Annotated in this window: 14 protein-coding genes; 6 read left to right on the top strand and 8 right to left on the bottom strand. The window is 42.9% G+C overall.

The features are described from left to right. Positions 1-322 precede the first annotated feature (322 nt). The 3 genes from AC06MN_RS04890 to AC06MN_RS04880 form a co-directional block, all read right to left on the bottom strand. A complete protein-coding gene (locus AC06MN_RS04890) occupies positions 323-1,273 on the bottom strand; it encodes an NAD-dependent epimerase/dehydratase family protein (protein WP_475671237.1) in 951 nt (316 codons plus the stop codon). 82 nt (positions 1,274-1,355) lie between these two features. Further along, positions 1,356-2,543 (bottom strand): glycine C-acetyltransferase, encoded by a 1,188-nt coding sequence (kbl, locus tag AC06MN_RS04885; protein ID WP_475671236.1) that lies wholly within the window; start codon positions 2,541-2,543, stop codon positions 1,356-1,358. Positions 2,544-2,833: 290 nt separating this feature from the next. After that, positions 2,834-4,270, bottom strand: a complete 1,437-nt coding sequence (locus AC06MN_RS04880; RefSeq protein ID WP_475671235.1) for an AAA family ATPase — start codon at positions 4,268-4,270, stop codon at positions 2,834-2,836. Between the two features lie 247 nt (positions 4,271-4,517). Between AC06MN_RS04880 and AC06MN_RS04875 the strand changes: the two genes are divergently transcribed. After that, entirely contained in the window at positions 4,518-4,646 is a 129-nt protein-coding gene (locus AC06MN_RS04875; protein WP_475671234.1) for a hypothetical protein, read from the top strand. 137 nt (positions 4,647-4,783) lie between these two features. On the opposite strand, the gene AC06MN_RS04870 is transcribed toward AC06MN_RS04875, so the two are convergent. From AC06MN_RS04870 to AC06MN_RS04855, 4 genes are all read right to left on the bottom strand, one after another. Then, the gene (locus AC06MN_RS04870) at positions 4,784-5,791 is read right to left on the bottom strand and encodes a sugar-transfer associated ATP-grasp domain-containing protein (RefSeq protein ID WP_475671233.1); all 1,008 of its coding nucleotides are present in this window, start codon (positions 5,789-5,791) and stop codon (positions 4,784-4,786) included. 681 nt (positions 5,792-6,472) lie between these two features. Next, complete coding sequence (locus AC06MN_RS04865; RefSeq protein WP_475671232.1) at positions 6,473-6,739, bottom strand: DUF2442 domain-containing protein; 267 nt, start codon at positions 6,737-6,739, stop codon at positions 6,473-6,475. A gap of 3 nt (positions 6,740-6,742) precedes the next feature. Beyond that, on the bottom strand, positions 6,743-7,033 hold the full coding sequence (locus AC06MN_RS04860) for a DUF4160 domain-containing protein (RefSeq protein WP_475671231.1): 291 nt from the start codon (positions 7,031-7,033) through the stop codon (positions 6,743-6,745). A 16-nt stretch (positions 7,034-7,049) separates the two neighbouring features. Next, a complete protein-coding gene (locus AC06MN_RS04855) occupies positions 7,050-8,228 on the bottom strand; it encodes a T9SS type A sorting domain-containing protein (RefSeq protein WP_475671230.1) in 1,179 nt (392 codons plus the stop codon). Between the two features lie 248 nt (positions 8,229-8,476). Here AC06MN_RS04855 and cysS point away from each other — a divergent pair, with 248 nt between their 5' ends. From cysS to AC06MN_RS04830, 5 genes are all read left to right on the top strand, one after another. After that, positions 8,477-10,057, top strand: coding sequence for a cysteine--tRNA ligase (gene cysS / locus AC06MN_RS04850; protein ID WP_475671229.1), 1,581 nt, complete (start codon positions 8,477-8,479; stop codon positions 10,055-10,057). Continuing rightward, positions 10,057-10,308, top strand: coding sequence for a DUF4160 domain-containing protein (locus tag AC06MN_RS04845; protein ID WP_475671228.1), 252 nt, complete (start codon positions 10,057-10,059; stop codon positions 10,306-10,308). The genes cysS and AC06MN_RS04845 overlap by 1 nt, the downstream gene beginning before the upstream one ends. Next, complete coding sequence (locus tag AC06MN_RS04840) at positions 10,250-10,525, top strand: DUF2442 domain-containing protein (RefSeq protein WP_475671227.1); 276 nt, start codon at positions 10,250-10,252, stop codon at positions 10,523-10,525. The genes AC06MN_RS04845 and AC06MN_RS04840 overlap by 59 nt, the downstream gene beginning before the upstream one ends. Before the next feature lie 182 nt (positions 10,526-10,707). Further along, positions 10,708-11,751, top strand: coding sequence for a patatin-like phospholipase family protein (locus tag AC06MN_RS04835; protein ID WP_475671226.1), 1,044 nt, complete (start codon positions 10,708-10,710; stop codon positions 11,749-11,751). A 540-nt stretch (positions 11,752-12,291) separates the two neighbouring features. Then, complete coding sequence (locus AC06MN_RS04830; RefSeq protein WP_475671225.1) at positions 12,292-13,590, top strand: histidine-type phosphatase; 1,299 nt, start codon at positions 12,292-12,294, stop codon at positions 13,588-13,590. 99 nt (positions 13,591-13,689) lie between these two features. On the opposite strand, the gene AC06MN_RS04825 is transcribed toward AC06MN_RS04830, so the two are convergent. Further along, a complete protein-coding gene (locus AC06MN_RS04825) occupies positions 13,690-14,829 on the bottom strand; it encodes a hypothetical protein (RefSeq protein ID WP_475671224.1) in 1,140 nt (379 codons plus the stop codon). Positions 14,830-15,290 lie beyond the last annotated feature (461 nt).

The raw sequence follows: 15,290 nt of genomic DNA, 5'->3' as shown, positions 1-15,290 counted from the left end.
GATGTCTTTCAGCCGAGCACGCTCCTGAACCGGCATCATCCGAACCTGTCGCACGATCTCTTCTGCTGTAATGTAGTCGCTCATTTCCTTCGCTTTTCTGTCTTTAACGCCTAATTCAGTCTTTTATTATACTAGAGCCTTTTATTTAAATCATTATGCATAACAACTTTATTATAAAGTTTGTGCAAACTTACATAAAAATACGTTTTTATAAGTCAATTTGAGATAAAAAAGCATTTTTGATAGAAAATGATACATAAAAAAGCAACCGCAAAGGAATCATCCACTTGCGGTTGCTCATTAAACGTTATTTCGAAGTAAATTACTTCAACAGTTTCACCTTCAGGGTGTCAATCATGTCGATGGTCATCTTGTCGAGGTCGTACTTTGGATTCCAGCCCCATTCGTTGCGGGCGCAGCTGTCGTCCATCTTGTTCGGCCATGAATCGGCGATGGCTTGACGGATTGGGTCAAACTTGTATTCCATTTCGAAGTTCGGATAGTACTTCTTGATGGCGTTGTAGATGATTTCAGGGTCAAAGCTCATGCTGGTAACATTGAACGAGTTACGGTGAATGAGTTTGGTAGGATCGGCTTCCATGATGTTCACCATGGCATCCAATGCGTCTGGCATATACATCATATCCATATAGGTGCCTTTGCTGATTGGGCAAATGAACTTTTCGCCCTTGACGGCTGCGTAATAGATTTCCACAGCGTAGTCGGTGGTGCCACCGCCAGGCAGCGTGAGGTTCGAAATCAAGCCTGGGAAACGGACGCTACGGGTATCGACGCCAAAGCGGGTGAAATAGTAATCGCTCAGCAATTCGCCAGTCACCTTCGTCACACCGTAAATGGTGTTAGGACGCTGGATGGTATCCTGAGGCGTATTGTCGCGAGGGGTCGAGGTACCGAAAGCGCCAATTGAAGAAGGTGTGAACACGGCGCAGTTGAAGGTGCGTGCCACTTCGAGGCAATTCACCAAACTGCCGATGCCGACATTCCAACCCAGCATAGGATTCTTTTCTGCCGTTGCGGAAAGGATGGCTGCGAGGTTGTAAATCGTATCGATGTTGTATTTCTTCACGACGTCAACAATCTGCATGATTTGCGTTGAGTCGATTCTCTCAAATGGTCCGTTTTCGACGATTTCGCCCGTCAACTGACGGAGGTCGCTGGCAACAACATTCTCATTGCCATAAATGCCACGGAGTTTCTTAACCAATTCGGTTCCAATCTGTCCGCCGGAACCAACAATCAAAATCTTTTTCATTGTAAACTATTTTAGACAACGAGGTTTCGAGGCTACGGGCACGAGTTCTCGCATTCCCGATGCCTCGCAACCTCGCACTCCATTATTTCAAAATTCCTAATTCCTTGCCAATCTTTGTGAAGGCAGCGATGCACTTGTCGAGATGTTCGCGGGTGTGGGCTGCGCTGACCTGAACACGGATACGAGCCTGTCCCTTTGGAACGACTGGATAGTAGAAACCAGTGACGAAGATGCCTTCTTCCTGCAACTTGGCGGCAAACTTCTGTGACAGCGGAGCGTCGTAGAGCATGACAGCGCAAATAGCTGATTGTGAAGGTTTGCAATCGAAACCGGCTTCCGTCATCTTGCTGATGAAGTAGCTAGTGTTTTCGTGCAGACGGTCTTGCAGTTCGTTGGTTTCGCTCATCATTTCGAACATACGGATACCGGCGGCAACCAGACCTGGAGCCATTGAGTTGGAGAACAGGTACGGGCGTGAACGCTGACGCAGCATGTCGATGATTTCCTTACGGCCAGTTGTGAAGCCACCCATAGCGCCACCGAATGCCTTACCGAGTGTACCGGTCAGGATTTCAATCTTGCCACGGAGGTTGTAGTGTTCGGTAACACCACGGCCTGTGCGACCGACGACACCAGCTGAGTGGCTTTCGTCGACCATGACCATAGCGTTGTATTTCTGAGCCAATTCGTAAATCTTGTCAAGTGGGCAAACATTGCCGTCCATTGAGAACACGCCATCGGTAACGACGAGGCGGAAGCGGCAACCCTGAGCATCCTGAAGTTGCTTTTCGAGGTCAGCCATATCAGCATTAGCATAGCGGAAACGCTGTGCCTTGCAGAGGCGGACACCATCGATGATGGAAGCGTGATTCAAGGCATCAGAGATGATGGCATCGTCTGGTCCGAGCAATGGTTCGAAAACGCCGCCGTTTGCATCGAAGCAAGCAGCATAAAGGATGGTGTCTTCAGTGCCGAAGAACTCAGCAATCTTTGCTTCGAGTTTCTTGTGAAGGTCCTGGCAACCGCAAATGAAACGGACGGAAGCCATGCCATAGCCACGGGCATCCATGCCTTCCTTGGCAGCCTGAATCAGTTCAGGATTGTCGGCCAAGCCGAGGTAATTGTTTGCGCAGAAGTTGAGGCAGACCTTGCCACCAACCATGATTTCAGCGCCCTGAGCGCTTTCAATGATACGTTCGTGCTTATAAAGGCCATCGGCTTCAATCTGAGCCAATTCCTTCTTCAGATACTCCTGAAAGTTTGTGTACATCGTATGAAAATTTTAAAGTTAATTTCTAAAACTGCAAAAATACGAAAAGCATTGGAAAATTGTTCTAAAATTGTTGGTTTTTTGAAGCAATGCGGTTCTTTTACTCTGATTAGACATAAAAATCCAAGGAAATTCTAATTGTTTTCAAAACCATTTGGGAGCACTTTCAAACCACTAAATCGAACTTGGAATGTGAGGAAATCTCCGATTTTTTTATAGATTTCCTCACTATCGAAATTTGAAAAATTGAGTTATTTTATTAATTATAAACAATTTAATCAAAACAAAAATCAGTCACAAAAATCCGCATTTTTGAACAAATCGGACATTGTGACCTGATTATGAATTTCATCAGAATACCCGCCCTTCGACAGGCCGTATGTCGTAATCATCGTGAGGTGAACGGCCTTTTTCGTGCCACTTTCGCGCACAAATGTGGCTTGCCTGTGGCGCAGCCGTTGGTCTTCTTTTTCATCAATCACATACTCGTCGCCAGCATATTTCATCTCGCACAAATTGATTGTCTGGTCATTACGGTCAATCAGCAAATCAATTTGAGCACCGTTATCCTCGGTTCCCTTAGGCTTATAAGTCCACGAATGGGCACTGCTGATAACAGCCGAAAAGCCAAGTGCCAACTTGATTTGTGGCAAATGTTGCAGGCAAACCCTTTCAAAAGCCAGACCAGCCCAAGCATGATAAACAGGCGTATTTTGACAGGAAGTCCAAAAGTGCGTATCACCATTTTGATTTTCCTGGATGAACTTGAAATAAAACAGCGTGTAATTGTCCATCAACTGATAAACAGCATCTTTCGTCTTTTTGCCAAAGCAAGAATACTTGCGGATGAAGCCACACTGCTCAAGTTCTTTCAACGCCTTGATAAAAACCGTGTTGTCGCTCAATTTGGTTTCCGAAAGGATTTCCTCACGAAGCATCCCCGACTTTTTCTTTGACAAGGCTTGAATCACGGCAATATGCGGTTCGGGATGGCGGAAAAGCGAAGCGTAAAGTGCTTCAAACTCGCGCGTCATCTCGCCGTTTTCAGAGAAAAACATCCTGTCGAAATTTTGCGCCAGACTTTTGCCTTTCTTCAAAAAACTCCAGTAAAACGGGATGCCGCCAATGGCCATGTAAGCCTCCAAAATCTGTTTGCGCGTATAACCTAAGTTGCGGGCGGTCACATATTGCTCACACTCGCCAAGGGTAAAAGGACGGAGAAAAATCTGTCGCGTCAGGCGATTGTGCAGACCGCCGTAATTCATTATCACCTTGTTGATTACCCACGATGTTGCACTGCCACAAACTATCAGCACAATATCTTTTCGCGCCGTTGCCCAGCCATTCCAGAAATGGTCCAAGGCTCGGACAAAATTTGAATTTGGCGTATCCATCCAAGGCAGTTCGTCAATGAAAACGACTTTTTTGGCCGCCTTTGATTTCGACAGCAGGTTTTCAAGCAAATGGAAAGCCTCGTGCCAGTTCTTCGGCATTTCAAACTTCCGCAAACCGGCGGTTTGCAACGATTTGCAAAATTCCGCAATCTGTTCGCCCATCGGCGCATCAAGGATGCCTGTGTGCTGGAAATCAAAACGATACTGAAACGTTTCCCTGACAAGAAAAGTCTTTCCCACACGGCGGCGACCATAAACGGCCACAAATTCCGATTGGTCGGATTCCAACAGGCCGAGCAACTCGTTTTTTTCTTTGTCCCTTCCAATTAGCATAACACGCTGATTTTAGGCTGCAAAGATACAAATTTTAAAATTGGAATGTGAGGAAATCTGCATTTTTTTGATAGATTTCCTCACTATCGAAATTTGAAAAACCGAGTTATTTTATTGATTATAAATTATTTACAACAGATTTTTATTGCAATAAAAATCCGAGCATTTCGTAAACTTCGCAATATGCAAATACGAAATTATTTCATATCAATTTGATTTTTCAATAATTAAAGTCAATTTTATAAAAATGAACAGTGAGGAAATCTCGGAATTTTCGAGAGATTTCCTCAGTATTGAAATTTGGGAAAAGTATATCGACCTCAATATACCTAATAGGATTAATGCCAAAATCAAGCCACCATACGAATCAGCATAAGACTTCGAAACTTCAATGCTGCGGAATCTAGTTTTATGAAATACAGATATTCAATCTTGAAATCTCTCATTCCCAAGCTTCTACATTACACAAGTTAAATCACCCCATACTAATTGCTATGATTCATTAAGCTCATTTCATCCGAAATTTCTATATTGCTTAATCTGTTGGTAGAATCCCTCACCGAAACACTGCATGAATTCATGTCCGCCAGGAAAATTGATTTCAACCAGCGAGAATCCATTAGGTGTAATTGCTATATCCAAGCCACAAAAAACGGCTTTCTTATTGACTTCCATTACCCGTTTACTGAAATCGAGCAATTGCTGATATTGCGGAATCTTAAAACCTATCATCATTTTGTTTGTTGACGGATGGTAGGCATATTTATTATATTGTTTATCCATGCCATAATCATCGACAATTCCTTCTTCATTGACATGATAACCGACTCCACCTGAAAACCAGTTATCAACGGCCGAACCTGTGTTACCAACACGAAGCAAGCAATTCAAAACATGAACTTCTCCATACGAATCAACAATGGCATAGACTCTCATTGTGTTTAATGATGATGGGTTTATCTCGTTTATTAATTCATGATTATCAAGACATTCCTCTATAAGATAATCGCCTTTTCTTTCATGGATAAATTCTGACACCACATCTTTCATCTCTTTCGAAACCTTAAACACGCCTATACCTTGTTCACTCGCCAACGGTTTAACAATCACTCTTTTTTGCTCATCAATAAATGCCCTAATTACTTCATCAGATGTTTCATCCGTAACCTTAATCCATTTCCTATTAATAAATTCAGAATAGTATCTGTTGACAAAATCCTTATTTACCATGTTGTCAAAAGTTTCCCAATCAAAAGTTTTTATCAGTTTGTAAAATCTCCGTTTGGTCAGGAATTGATTCCGTTCCATAGAGCTTTTCTTATAAAACTCAAAACAAAGATAGTCTCTGGTATCACTTGCACCATATCGCAGATTGCACCATAAAATATCAGCTAAATATCTAATTTTCAACCCTCCACGCTCATTTCTCAACTTTTCTGCCGTTTTATTTGCATATTTCAGAAGAGTGGGGAATCTCTTGATTGAGAATAATGGATAATTATACACCTCCGCTTGTGTCATATCATTAAACCTTTTAAATTCCAATGGTCGATTATAATTGCACAAATTAACTTGTTTGTGTCTGACAACTTTTTATTTTCGCCTACTCAAAATCAGATTTTCGGCATCCCCTTTTGCTTTATGATTTGTGCAAAAATACAATGAACATACCTAACTGAACGAAATTGCTGATTTCTATTATGATACAATTCCGTATCATAAAAAGAAACACTCAAACGTAATGTTGGAAGAAATTGTAATCAAGTATTTTTGAAATCCTTTTCAACAAGCCAGTGTTTATATCCGGATTTGCAAAAACCTTATAAAGATGACAACGGGTACAAGGAATCTTATCGGCAAGCCAAGTGACACTTCTGCCTTGTTCTTTCAGTTTCTCCTGAATGACTTTTCCAATATGTACTTCGTCGTATTGCATAAAAAAGCGTGGAATCTATTTCTTGCTCGAACACCAGGGGTTCAACGCCCTACATCTCTAACAAGTTTTCCACGCCGTACCAGATACGGCATCTGCAACTTGTCCTTGAGATGTTGCCCCGTCAAAACGGGGACTTGATGGAACTTTGGTGTTCAAGGACAGCAACAAGTGCTATCAATATTTAATTATGTCTATCTAACTATCTCTTTTTCTTTCGTTTAATTTATATTTCGTTCAACCACATACAATTTTCTAATTTCAATTTCCTAAGCCTCATGGGCATAATTGGCGAAATTGCCTAAAATCTGCTCAATGTGAATTACTTCGCTGCAATCGTCGAAAGAGAAACCATTGCCGATAAGATACCATTTTTTCCGTTGCGCCATGCTGAGTTTTTGCACACTCGGAAACTTTGAAACAGCAACGACAATAATTCTTCCATCTTGCAACAAAATCTGCATCTTGCCTCTTGCAGGAAACGACACTTCCTTTATTCTTGGAACGACATCCCAATAACCTTCTATTGCATACATGTTTTATTCTTTTACTTTTATCATTTTCACTTTTTCTCCAGCCTTAAACTTACGCCATTGTTCAAGCAAAAGTTCTTGATATCGCCTGATAACATCAAGCACTTCCTTAACCTGTTTTTCCGTCAAATCGCCTTTATCAGCAACATCCACTTCTGGCTCAATCCAAATCTTACATAAATTGGCTGTTCCGCTTTTGCCTACATGCACATGCGCCCTGTTTTCGTAGCTGTCTGTAGCCCAAAATAAGAAAGTCCAAACTACTTTAGCCGTTGCATATATGAAAATCTTAGGCATTTCCTCTGAACAATTTTTACTTCACCTCCAAGCGCTGCAAAGCGACACCCGTTTCAGTCGTCACACGAAGGAGATAAAGACCTGATGGAAGATTGCTCAAATCGACAACCGTTGCCGACTGCGAAGCGGATTGCTCTTTCACGATGCGACCCATCATGTCAATGAAGGTAATGTTTTGCAAGCCTTCGGCAGCGACGTTCACAAAACCTTCGGCTGGGTTCGGGAAGACCTTAACTTGAATTTTGCTGTTCTCCACGACATCATCGCTTTGTTCAATAGTCACTTCAATAGGATCACATTGCGAAGTGCAGCCGTCACTATAGACAGCTTCCACATAATAGGTATAAGTCTCGTAAGGGATGAGATCTCCCATAACCTGCGGTTCGCCGTTTCCCCAATCCATGAACACGGTTTCAACGACCAAGGCATCGTTTATTTTGGCACCATCTCTATAAACATTATAGCCCGTCAGCGTGTCTGTCGAACCGTTTTCGGGAGCTTCCCAGAAAAGCTCGGCCATTTGTCCATCAACCCATCCCACACCATAAAAATTCTGGACAGGATTGCAGCTTACCGGGTCGCCAGGCTCAACATAAACGGCCAAACCCAATGAGAAAAGGTATTCGTCCCAATCCACCACGAAATAGGATGGCTTCCAATACCACTCGAATTCATACTGGTCGCTGTAGTAATACTGACCCAAAACGGCACCTGCCTGGTCGCCAAAGACAGCCATACCTTCGCCGTTCATCTTTACGCCAATCCAGAATTCGCCATCCGGAATGTTGTAAGGCGTGTCGAGTTCGACGGTCTGCCAGCCTTCGCTCGATGCCGTATAGTCCTGTGAATAAACCTCATTGCCGCAAGAATTGAAATAGTAATAATTCATGTTTTCATCATACCATTTCAAATCGATGCCCTCGTAAATCTTCACCGTATAGGACGTGGTATTGTATTCGTTGTAAACCTGACGATAGAATTTCAGGCTCGTGATTTTTCCGTTAATATCAGGATCAAATTGGCGCGGTGCCATGACCATAATCGTGTTTTCCATCATGGCCATGTGGGAAAGATTAGTATTTCCGACCCATCCATCCCTATTGGTCTGTTCCGGATTTTCAAGTTTCAGCACCTGCTGTGCCGAAGCGAAGCTGCTGATAATCAATGCAGCAATGATAAGTAATGACTTTTTCATACTATAAACGATTTATAATTGGAGGCAAAAATACAAAAATCTGACAACTATAATATTATATAAAGAAAAATGTTGTTGTGGCTTCTGGCTGTTAGCTATTGGCTTCTGGCCAGCTAATCCTTCCAGCAAACTCATTCGTTTTTATAATGTTGCTTCTGGCTGTTGGCTATTGGCTTCTGGCCAACTAATCCTTCCGACAAACTCATTCGTTTTTTCCTAATGAACTACCGTGCCAATAGCCAGTTGCCATGAGCCAACAGCCATTTCTTATCCCCGCCAAAATTGTCATAATAAACAAGGTATTCGTTTCAATAAACAAAAAGTTGTACCTTTGCACCGAACAAATTTTACAGAATATGGAAAACGCTTTATACATTTACAACACGCTGACGCGTTGCAAGCAACCTTTCAAACCTTTGAACGCCCCTCATGTGGGCATGTACGTTTGCGGTCCTACCGTTTATGGCGATGCCCATCTGGGTCATGCCCGTCCGGCCATCACTTTCGACTTGGTGTTCCGTTACCTGACACACCTTGGCTATAAAGTACGCTATGTGCGCAACATCACCGATGTGGGGCACCTCGAGCACGATGCCGACGAAGGCGAAGACAAGATTGCAAAGAAAGCCCGCCTGGAAAACCTCGAGCCGATGGAAGTGGCGCAATACTACACCAACCGCTACCACCAGAGCATGGACAAGCTGAACGTGCTGCGTCCATCCATCGAGCCGCACGCTTCGGGCCACATCATCGAGCAGATTGCCATGGTGCAGAAGATTCTGGACAACGGTTTTGCCTACATCGAAAACGGCAGCGTGTATTTCGACATTGAAAAATACAACAAGGAACACCCATACGGCATTCTTTCGGGACGCAATTTCGAAGAACTGCTCAACACCACCCGCGACCTGAACGGTCAGGAAGAAAAGCACAACCCCGTCGACTTCGCCTTGTGGAAGAAAGCCGAGCCGAAACACATCATGCGCTGGCCTTCACCATGGAGTGATGGTTTCCCAGGCTGGCACATGGAATGTTCAGCCATGGGTTGCAAATACTTAGGCGAAGAATTCGACATCCACGGCGGCGGCATGGACCTCATGTTCCCGCACCACGAGTCGGAAATCGCGCAATCGATGGCCGCTAACGGCAAGCAGCCTGTGAAATACTGGATGCACAACAACATGATTACCATCAACGGACAGAAGATGGGCAAATCGTTGGGCAACGCCATGTCGCTCGAAGACTTCTTCGCAGGCAACCACCCGCTTTTGGAAAAGGCCTACGCTCCGATGACCATCCGTTTCTTCATCCTTCAGGCACAATACCGCAGCACCCTCGACTTCTCCAACGAAGCCCTGCAAGCCGCCGAAAAAGGCTACGCCCGCATGATGGAAGCCTGCAAGGCTGCCAAGAGCATCGTCCCGACGGAAGGCGCAGCAGAAGTTGGCGTTCAGAAGATTATGGATGCCTGCTACGATGCCATGAACGACGACTTCAACAGTCCAATCGTCATTGCAAACCTCTTCGAAGCCGTGCGCATTGTGAACACTATCAAGGACGGCAAGATGCAAATCAATCCTGCCGAACTCGAACTGCTCAACAAACTGTTCCAGAGTTTCGTCTTCGACATTCTCGGCCTCATCGACAGCGATGCCGCCGACAACAGCAGCGACTTGGTGGAAGGCCTCATGCAGACCATCATTGACATCCGCAAGGAAGCCCGCGCCAAGAAAGACTGGGCCACCAGCGACCTCATCCGCGACGAACTGACCAAATACGACATCGTGCTGAAAGACGGCAAGGACGGCACGACCTGGAGCAAGAAATAATGAGTCCGGTATTTCACAGAGAAGACGGCTTTTGTTTCCGAATTTTTTCAAATGAAGAGAGTCGGAAGCACATTCATGTTGAAAAGGCTGGCAGACGAGCCAAATTTTGGTTAGAGCCTTCCTTTGAATTATCTGAGAACTATGGATTTACAGATAGAGAAATAAACAAAATCTTCAAAATCATTTCAAACAATGGAGAAGACTTCAAAGCAAAATACACAGAACACATCGGTAAGCGTTCTGATGATTAACAGCCAAGGATTTATGGTTTCGGTTCAAGGCTGCGATTATTTCATTTCATATAATCGTTGCCCTTGGATGAAAAACGCTTCCATAAAAGACGTCCTCAATGTCCAAATGGATGGTGATTATGCCATTGAATGGCCAACCTTAGACACAGCATTTGAAATTGACAGCCTAAAACATCCTGAGAAGTATCCATTTGTAATGACTCCGTCAAATGAATAGCTACAGCTTTTTGAAAAAATCACTAAAAGTTGAAAATTATGGATATTTTGACACTTTGATTGTTTTGACACATTGACTATTTGGTTTTTTGAACAATTTTGAACTTTTCTAACCCAATTACTGAAAAACAGACAAGCAATTTGCAGATTAATTATGATTACGAACATAAAAAACAGGACATTATGGCATATCATTTCAGGAATCTGGTTTTTGAAGGCGGAGGCGTGAGAGGCATAGCCTACGCCGGCGCATTGGAAGTGCTTGAGGAAGAAAAAATTCTGCCCGACATCAAGCGCGTGGCCGGCACATCGGCTGGCGCCATTCTCGCCGTTTTAGTCGGTTTAGGCTACACGCCAGCCGAAATTGAAAACATTGTCTGGAATCTTGATTTCAACAAGTTCAAGGATGATTCGTGGGGGTTCCTACGCGACTCGAAACGCATCTTCACTGATTACGGCTGGTTCAAAGGCGATTTTTTCCGTGAGTTTATCGGCGGCATCATCAAAGACAAAACTGGTGACAGCGAAACCACTTTCGGCCAACTTGACAGCATGAAGCAAGATGGAAAACCATTTCTCGACATCTACCTCATTGGCAGTAACTTATCGACAGAATTTTCCGAAGTGTTTTCTGCCGAAACCACACCTGATTTCAGCATTGCCGATGCAGCACGCATCTCCATGTCGATTCCGATTTTCTTCGCCGCCGTTCGCGCCAACCCGCGAAAAGACGTTTACGTTGACGGCGGTCTCCTCGACAATTACCCGATTCAGGCCTTCGACAACAGGAAATTTGTGGCCAAACATTTTGTCAGAACGAAATACTACGAGAAAATCAACGAGGCACAGAAGAAAATGCCCAAAGGACTCGGACTCGCCAACGAATACGTCTACAACCAGGAGACTTTGGGATTCCGTCTGGACAGTTCCGAGGAAATCTCCATCTTCCACGACAACACCGAGCCGCAAGTCAAGGACATTGACAATCTGTTCGACTACACTTCCGCCCTGCTCAGGACCCTGATTGACTTCCAACGAAACACCCACCTGCACAGCGACGACTGGCAACGCACCATTTACATCGACACTTTGGATGTGAAAGCCACCGATTTCGACCTCAGCGACGAGAAGAAAAACATCTTGTTGGAGGCTGGCCGGAAATACACGCTGAGTTATCTTGAATGGTTCAACAACGATGAAGATAAAGCGAATAAAGTGAAGCCCTGAAACCAAACTTTGTCCGAATTAGACATTTATGTCATCAAAATGAAACGAAACAAGGCGGCTCAAAAGAGCTGCCTTGTTTCGTTTCATTTTGTTTCTGTTCTATTCATTACCAATCAGTTTTTCATTTTTTTCAATAAACTGATGGGGTGCTTATTGTAAAAGATTTACTTCATCCTGTTGGACATTCTCATAGAAAGGAGTGGCAAGATAAGATTGCCATTCTTTGGCGGTATACAAGATTGGGTTAATCTCTTCATCCAACTCACAACCAAGCAAGACACGTAGCAGGGAACGTGAGTCGATAAGAACAAGAATTGGATTGTTAGAAAACATGTTTCGAAAAGTACATTTCTTGGGAATTTGATAGACAAACACATTAAACTGACAAACAACAAGTTATAAGAAACATACTATGCAAAAAAACGAATTTTTATCTTCAATTGATTTTTTATCACTAACTTTGCTCTTGAAAATCATAACCAACTTACATTTGTGTCTTGAATTCAACACATAAATAAGGTTTGTAATAATAAAACTACTATGAACAAATTTCGTTTTTTTATCATCACGCTGCTTTTGTCTGTTTGCAGCATTGCATTTGCACAGCAAGATCTCTATTTAGAGAAAGTGACAATCCTAAGCCGACATAATGTCCGTGCACCTTTGGATAGCTCTTTAAGCACTCTCGACGAGATGACCACTGACGGACATCAATGGATCCGATGGTCGGTGCCAGGCAGCAATCTCACCTTGAAAGGTGGAGCTTTAGAAACCCTGTTTGGAGAGTATTTCCGACTATGGCTCGACAAGGAGCAATTCAAATTGGACAGCGTCGGTCAGGTCTATTTCGGTGCCAGCTCCAAGCAACGTACCATTGCTACTGCACGGTCTTTCGCTGCGGGTTTAATTCCACTTAAGACCATAGATGTAGATTTCAAAAGGAAAGAGAACGGCGATGTGGGATACCCGGATCCAGATTATCTTCCTCTATTGAACGATAAATCCTACATAGACGGAATTTTCGATGTCGCAGCCTTTCAAGCCGAGGCCTATCGCGAGTTGGGAGATCTGCAAGCCCCTTCCTATACCTTTTTGGAAAAGATTTTGGGAATGAAACGCTCAAGCTATGCCCGCAAACACGGCACTCCGCATTTCGACAATTATGTAGGTGTCTGTCTCTGTTTCCATGACAAGGATGGAAGTCCATTGGAACCCACGATGCGTGGTGGCTTGAAAGATGCTAACATGGCCAGCGATGCCTTCATTCTCCAATACTACGAGATGGATAACACGAGAGATGCTGCCTTTGGGCGTCGGCTCTGTTTCAATGACTGGAAAAAATTGGCTTACATAAAGGACTGTTATGATGAAATACTTTTCACGGCTCCCATCATCTCAGTCAACATAAGCCATTGCATGTTGAAAAGGATTCAGGCGGAGATGCTTCCAGAGGGACACAAATTCGCTTTCCTATGCTCTCATGACTCGATGATTGCTGCCGTGCTTGCTGCTTTGAGAGTTGTTCCATACGAACTGCCCAATACCATTGAGACCCAAACCCCCATTGGATGCAAACTGGTACTTGAACAATGGGTTGAAACATGTTGCCCTAATCCGAAGAGATATGTCCGCGCTCGACTCGTATATCAAAGCTCAGACCAAATCCGAGAAATGAAACAGATGGACTTGGATAATCCTCCGATGTCATTCGACCTCTGCTTCACTGGCCTTGAAAAAATGCCGAATGGAATGTATGATTATGACAAATTCATGCACCATCTTCAGAATAGCATTGAAGCATATAATGCTACCGCCATTGGACAACATCCATTTCTGTGATTTTGAAAAACAGTTTGAACATAACTTCATGCTTGACCATCCATAATCAAGCATGAATAGCGTTTGTAAAGTCTAAAATTCACATTGGGGTACGTACGCCTATATTTTTCTCTTTATTACTTGGATTATCACAGCGCGGAAGTACCACAATAGCACAAGCAGACAAGGAACTGTCAGATACCAAAACGATCCGAACAACATAAATAGGATCTTAATAATGGCATAAAATATAGCAATGATTATGAATAATATGGTCAGAAACGTTTTCATAGCCATACCTCTATTGCTGTTCCATATTCCCATCACATTGTTTTCAACATCCCTATACCATATCTTCCTCCATTGAACATTATCCAGCTTGCGCTGGACTTCTACCGCAACAAGTATTTGCCCGATGTTGTCTTTGTAGTTGTCATTGTTGTTCCATGCCGAATGAATGAATTTATCAAAAGCCCCCTTACTGTCGCCTATCATCTTTTTATGGTAGTCATAATACTCGAAATACTTCTCCTCGAAATAAGACTTTATACTATCGGAATCTTGTGGCCAACTCCACTGGGTGTTCCGTTCATCTTGTTTATCTTCGTTTATTGACAATAACAGATAGCCATTTTCTTGAACATCGTCATAATAATTAAAACAGTCGTTCCTATTTTTGTTGAGATAGCGTATTGGGGCATCAGTGTTTTCCTCATTACCAATACGATAAATGAGATCACCAAAATTAACTTCTTTACAAATCAACAGGCTGTCTTTCTTGTGATCTGTGGTGCCATTGTCGTTCATGGAAACCCAATCATAGTATGGCTTGAAGTTCCATTGCACAGCCTCATACAATCCTAATGCATCACCAAAAAATCCGCCGGACACTCTCATTCTCATCTTGTCGCCTTTCAGAAGCTGTATTCCAGTATTTGTCCATGGTTCCGAGGCATTAAACAAAAATAAATAGAATTCCTTATCTCCATCCATATAGGCCACAATGGCTCCTTCTGGCGTTATCTTGCAGTCGTTCCTACTATTCAGTACATCTTTAATAAAATAGACGCTTGAGTTGATAACAAATACCAAGCCGACAATGATGGCAAAAATCAGCATTGAGAAATTGAAAATTTTACTGTTACCGTCCTTGCTTTTGCTATTTGCCAATTCGACAAAGAAATTAGCGTCATCAATATCGACAGACTGGTTCGTCTCGTTAATGATATTGGTCTTGATAATGTCGCGAATCGATTTCATGGTTTGTCCTTTTTGTGTTCAATAACGATAAGGAAAGATCCGAGATTGTCATCAAACCAAGCGTTGTAGTAGCCGCTATCTTTATAATATGTCATTTCATTGCAATCTTTCGTGATTTCCTTTTGACCTGGGTAAGGACCGAAATCCAGAAATTTTGCATTGAAATTCCTCCAAGTTTTTTCATCTTTAAAAAAACTATCAGTTTTATTATGAAATGCTTTTGTGTCAATTGGATATTTCTTCAGCAAAGCACTTAGTACATGACAAAAATTTCAAGAAGAGCAAAAAAACGGAAAAATCCGGTGTTTTTTTTAGTTAAAACACTTGCATAATATCTTGGAAATCAGTAACTTTGAAGAAAATTTCCTATGTTTTCCATAGCTACTGATTCCAAGATACGGCGCAAAGATAGCGATTTATTCGACATACTGTGCAGTCATTTCGGCAAAACAATCAACTTG

This window comes from Candidatus Limimorpha sp., from assembly GCF_056203535.1.
Note: the sequence above shows the minus strand (reverse complement) of the source record. Positions and strands in the feature narration are given on the sequence as shown.

Coding starts and splice junctions, on each gene's coding strand:
- AC06MN_RS04890 (WP_475671237.1), bottom strand. CDS start 1,273: ATGAAAAAGATTTTGATTGTTGGTTCCGGCGGACAGATTGGAACCGAA.
- kbl (WP_475671236.1), bottom strand. CDS start 2,543: ATGTACACAAACTTTCAGGAGTATCTGAAGAAGGAATTGGCTCAGATT.
- AC06MN_RS04880 (WP_475671235.1), bottom strand. CDS start 4,270: ATGCTAATTGGAAGGGACAAAGAAAAAAACGAGTTGCTCGGCCTGTTG.
- AC06MN_RS04875 (WP_475671234.1), top strand. CDS start 4,518: ATGAACAGTGAGGAAATCTCGGAATTTTCGAGAGATTTCCTCAGTATT.
- AC06MN_RS04870 (WP_475671233.1), bottom strand. CDS start 5,791: ATGACACAAGCGGAGGTGTATAATTATCCATTATTCTCAATCAAGAGA.
- AC06MN_RS04865 (WP_475671232.1), bottom strand. CDS start 6,739: ATGTATGCAATAGAAGGTTATTGGGATGTCGTTCCAAGAATAAAGGAA.
- AC06MN_RS04860 (WP_475671231.1), bottom strand. CDS start 7,033: ATGCCTAAGATTTTCATATATGCAACGGCTAAAGTAGTTTGGACTTTC.
- AC06MN_RS04855 (WP_475671230.1), bottom strand. CDS start 8,228: ATGAAAAAGTCATTACTTATCATTGCTGCATTGATTATCAGCAGCTTC.
- cysS (WP_475671229.1), top strand. CDS start 8,477: ATGAGCCAACAGCCATTTCTTATCCCCGCCAAAATTGTCATAATAAAC.
- AC06MN_RS04845 (WP_475671228.1), top strand. CDS start 10,057: ATGAGTCCGGTATTTCACAGAGAAGACGGCTTTTGTTTCCGAATTTTT.
- AC06MN_RS04840 (WP_475671227.1), top strand. CDS start 10,250: ATGGAGAAGACTTCAAAGCAAAATACACAGAACACATCGGTAAGCGTT.
- AC06MN_RS04835 (WP_475671226.1), top strand. CDS start 10,708: ATGGCATATCATTTCAGGAATCTGGTTTTTGAAGGCGGAGGCGTGAGA.
- AC06MN_RS04830 (WP_475671225.1), top strand. CDS start 12,292: ATGAACAAATTTCGTTTTTTTATCATCACGCTGCTTTTGTCTGTTTGC.
- AC06MN_RS04825 (WP_475671224.1), bottom strand. CDS start 14,829: ATGAAATCGATTCGCGACATTATCAAGACCAATATCATTAACGAGACG.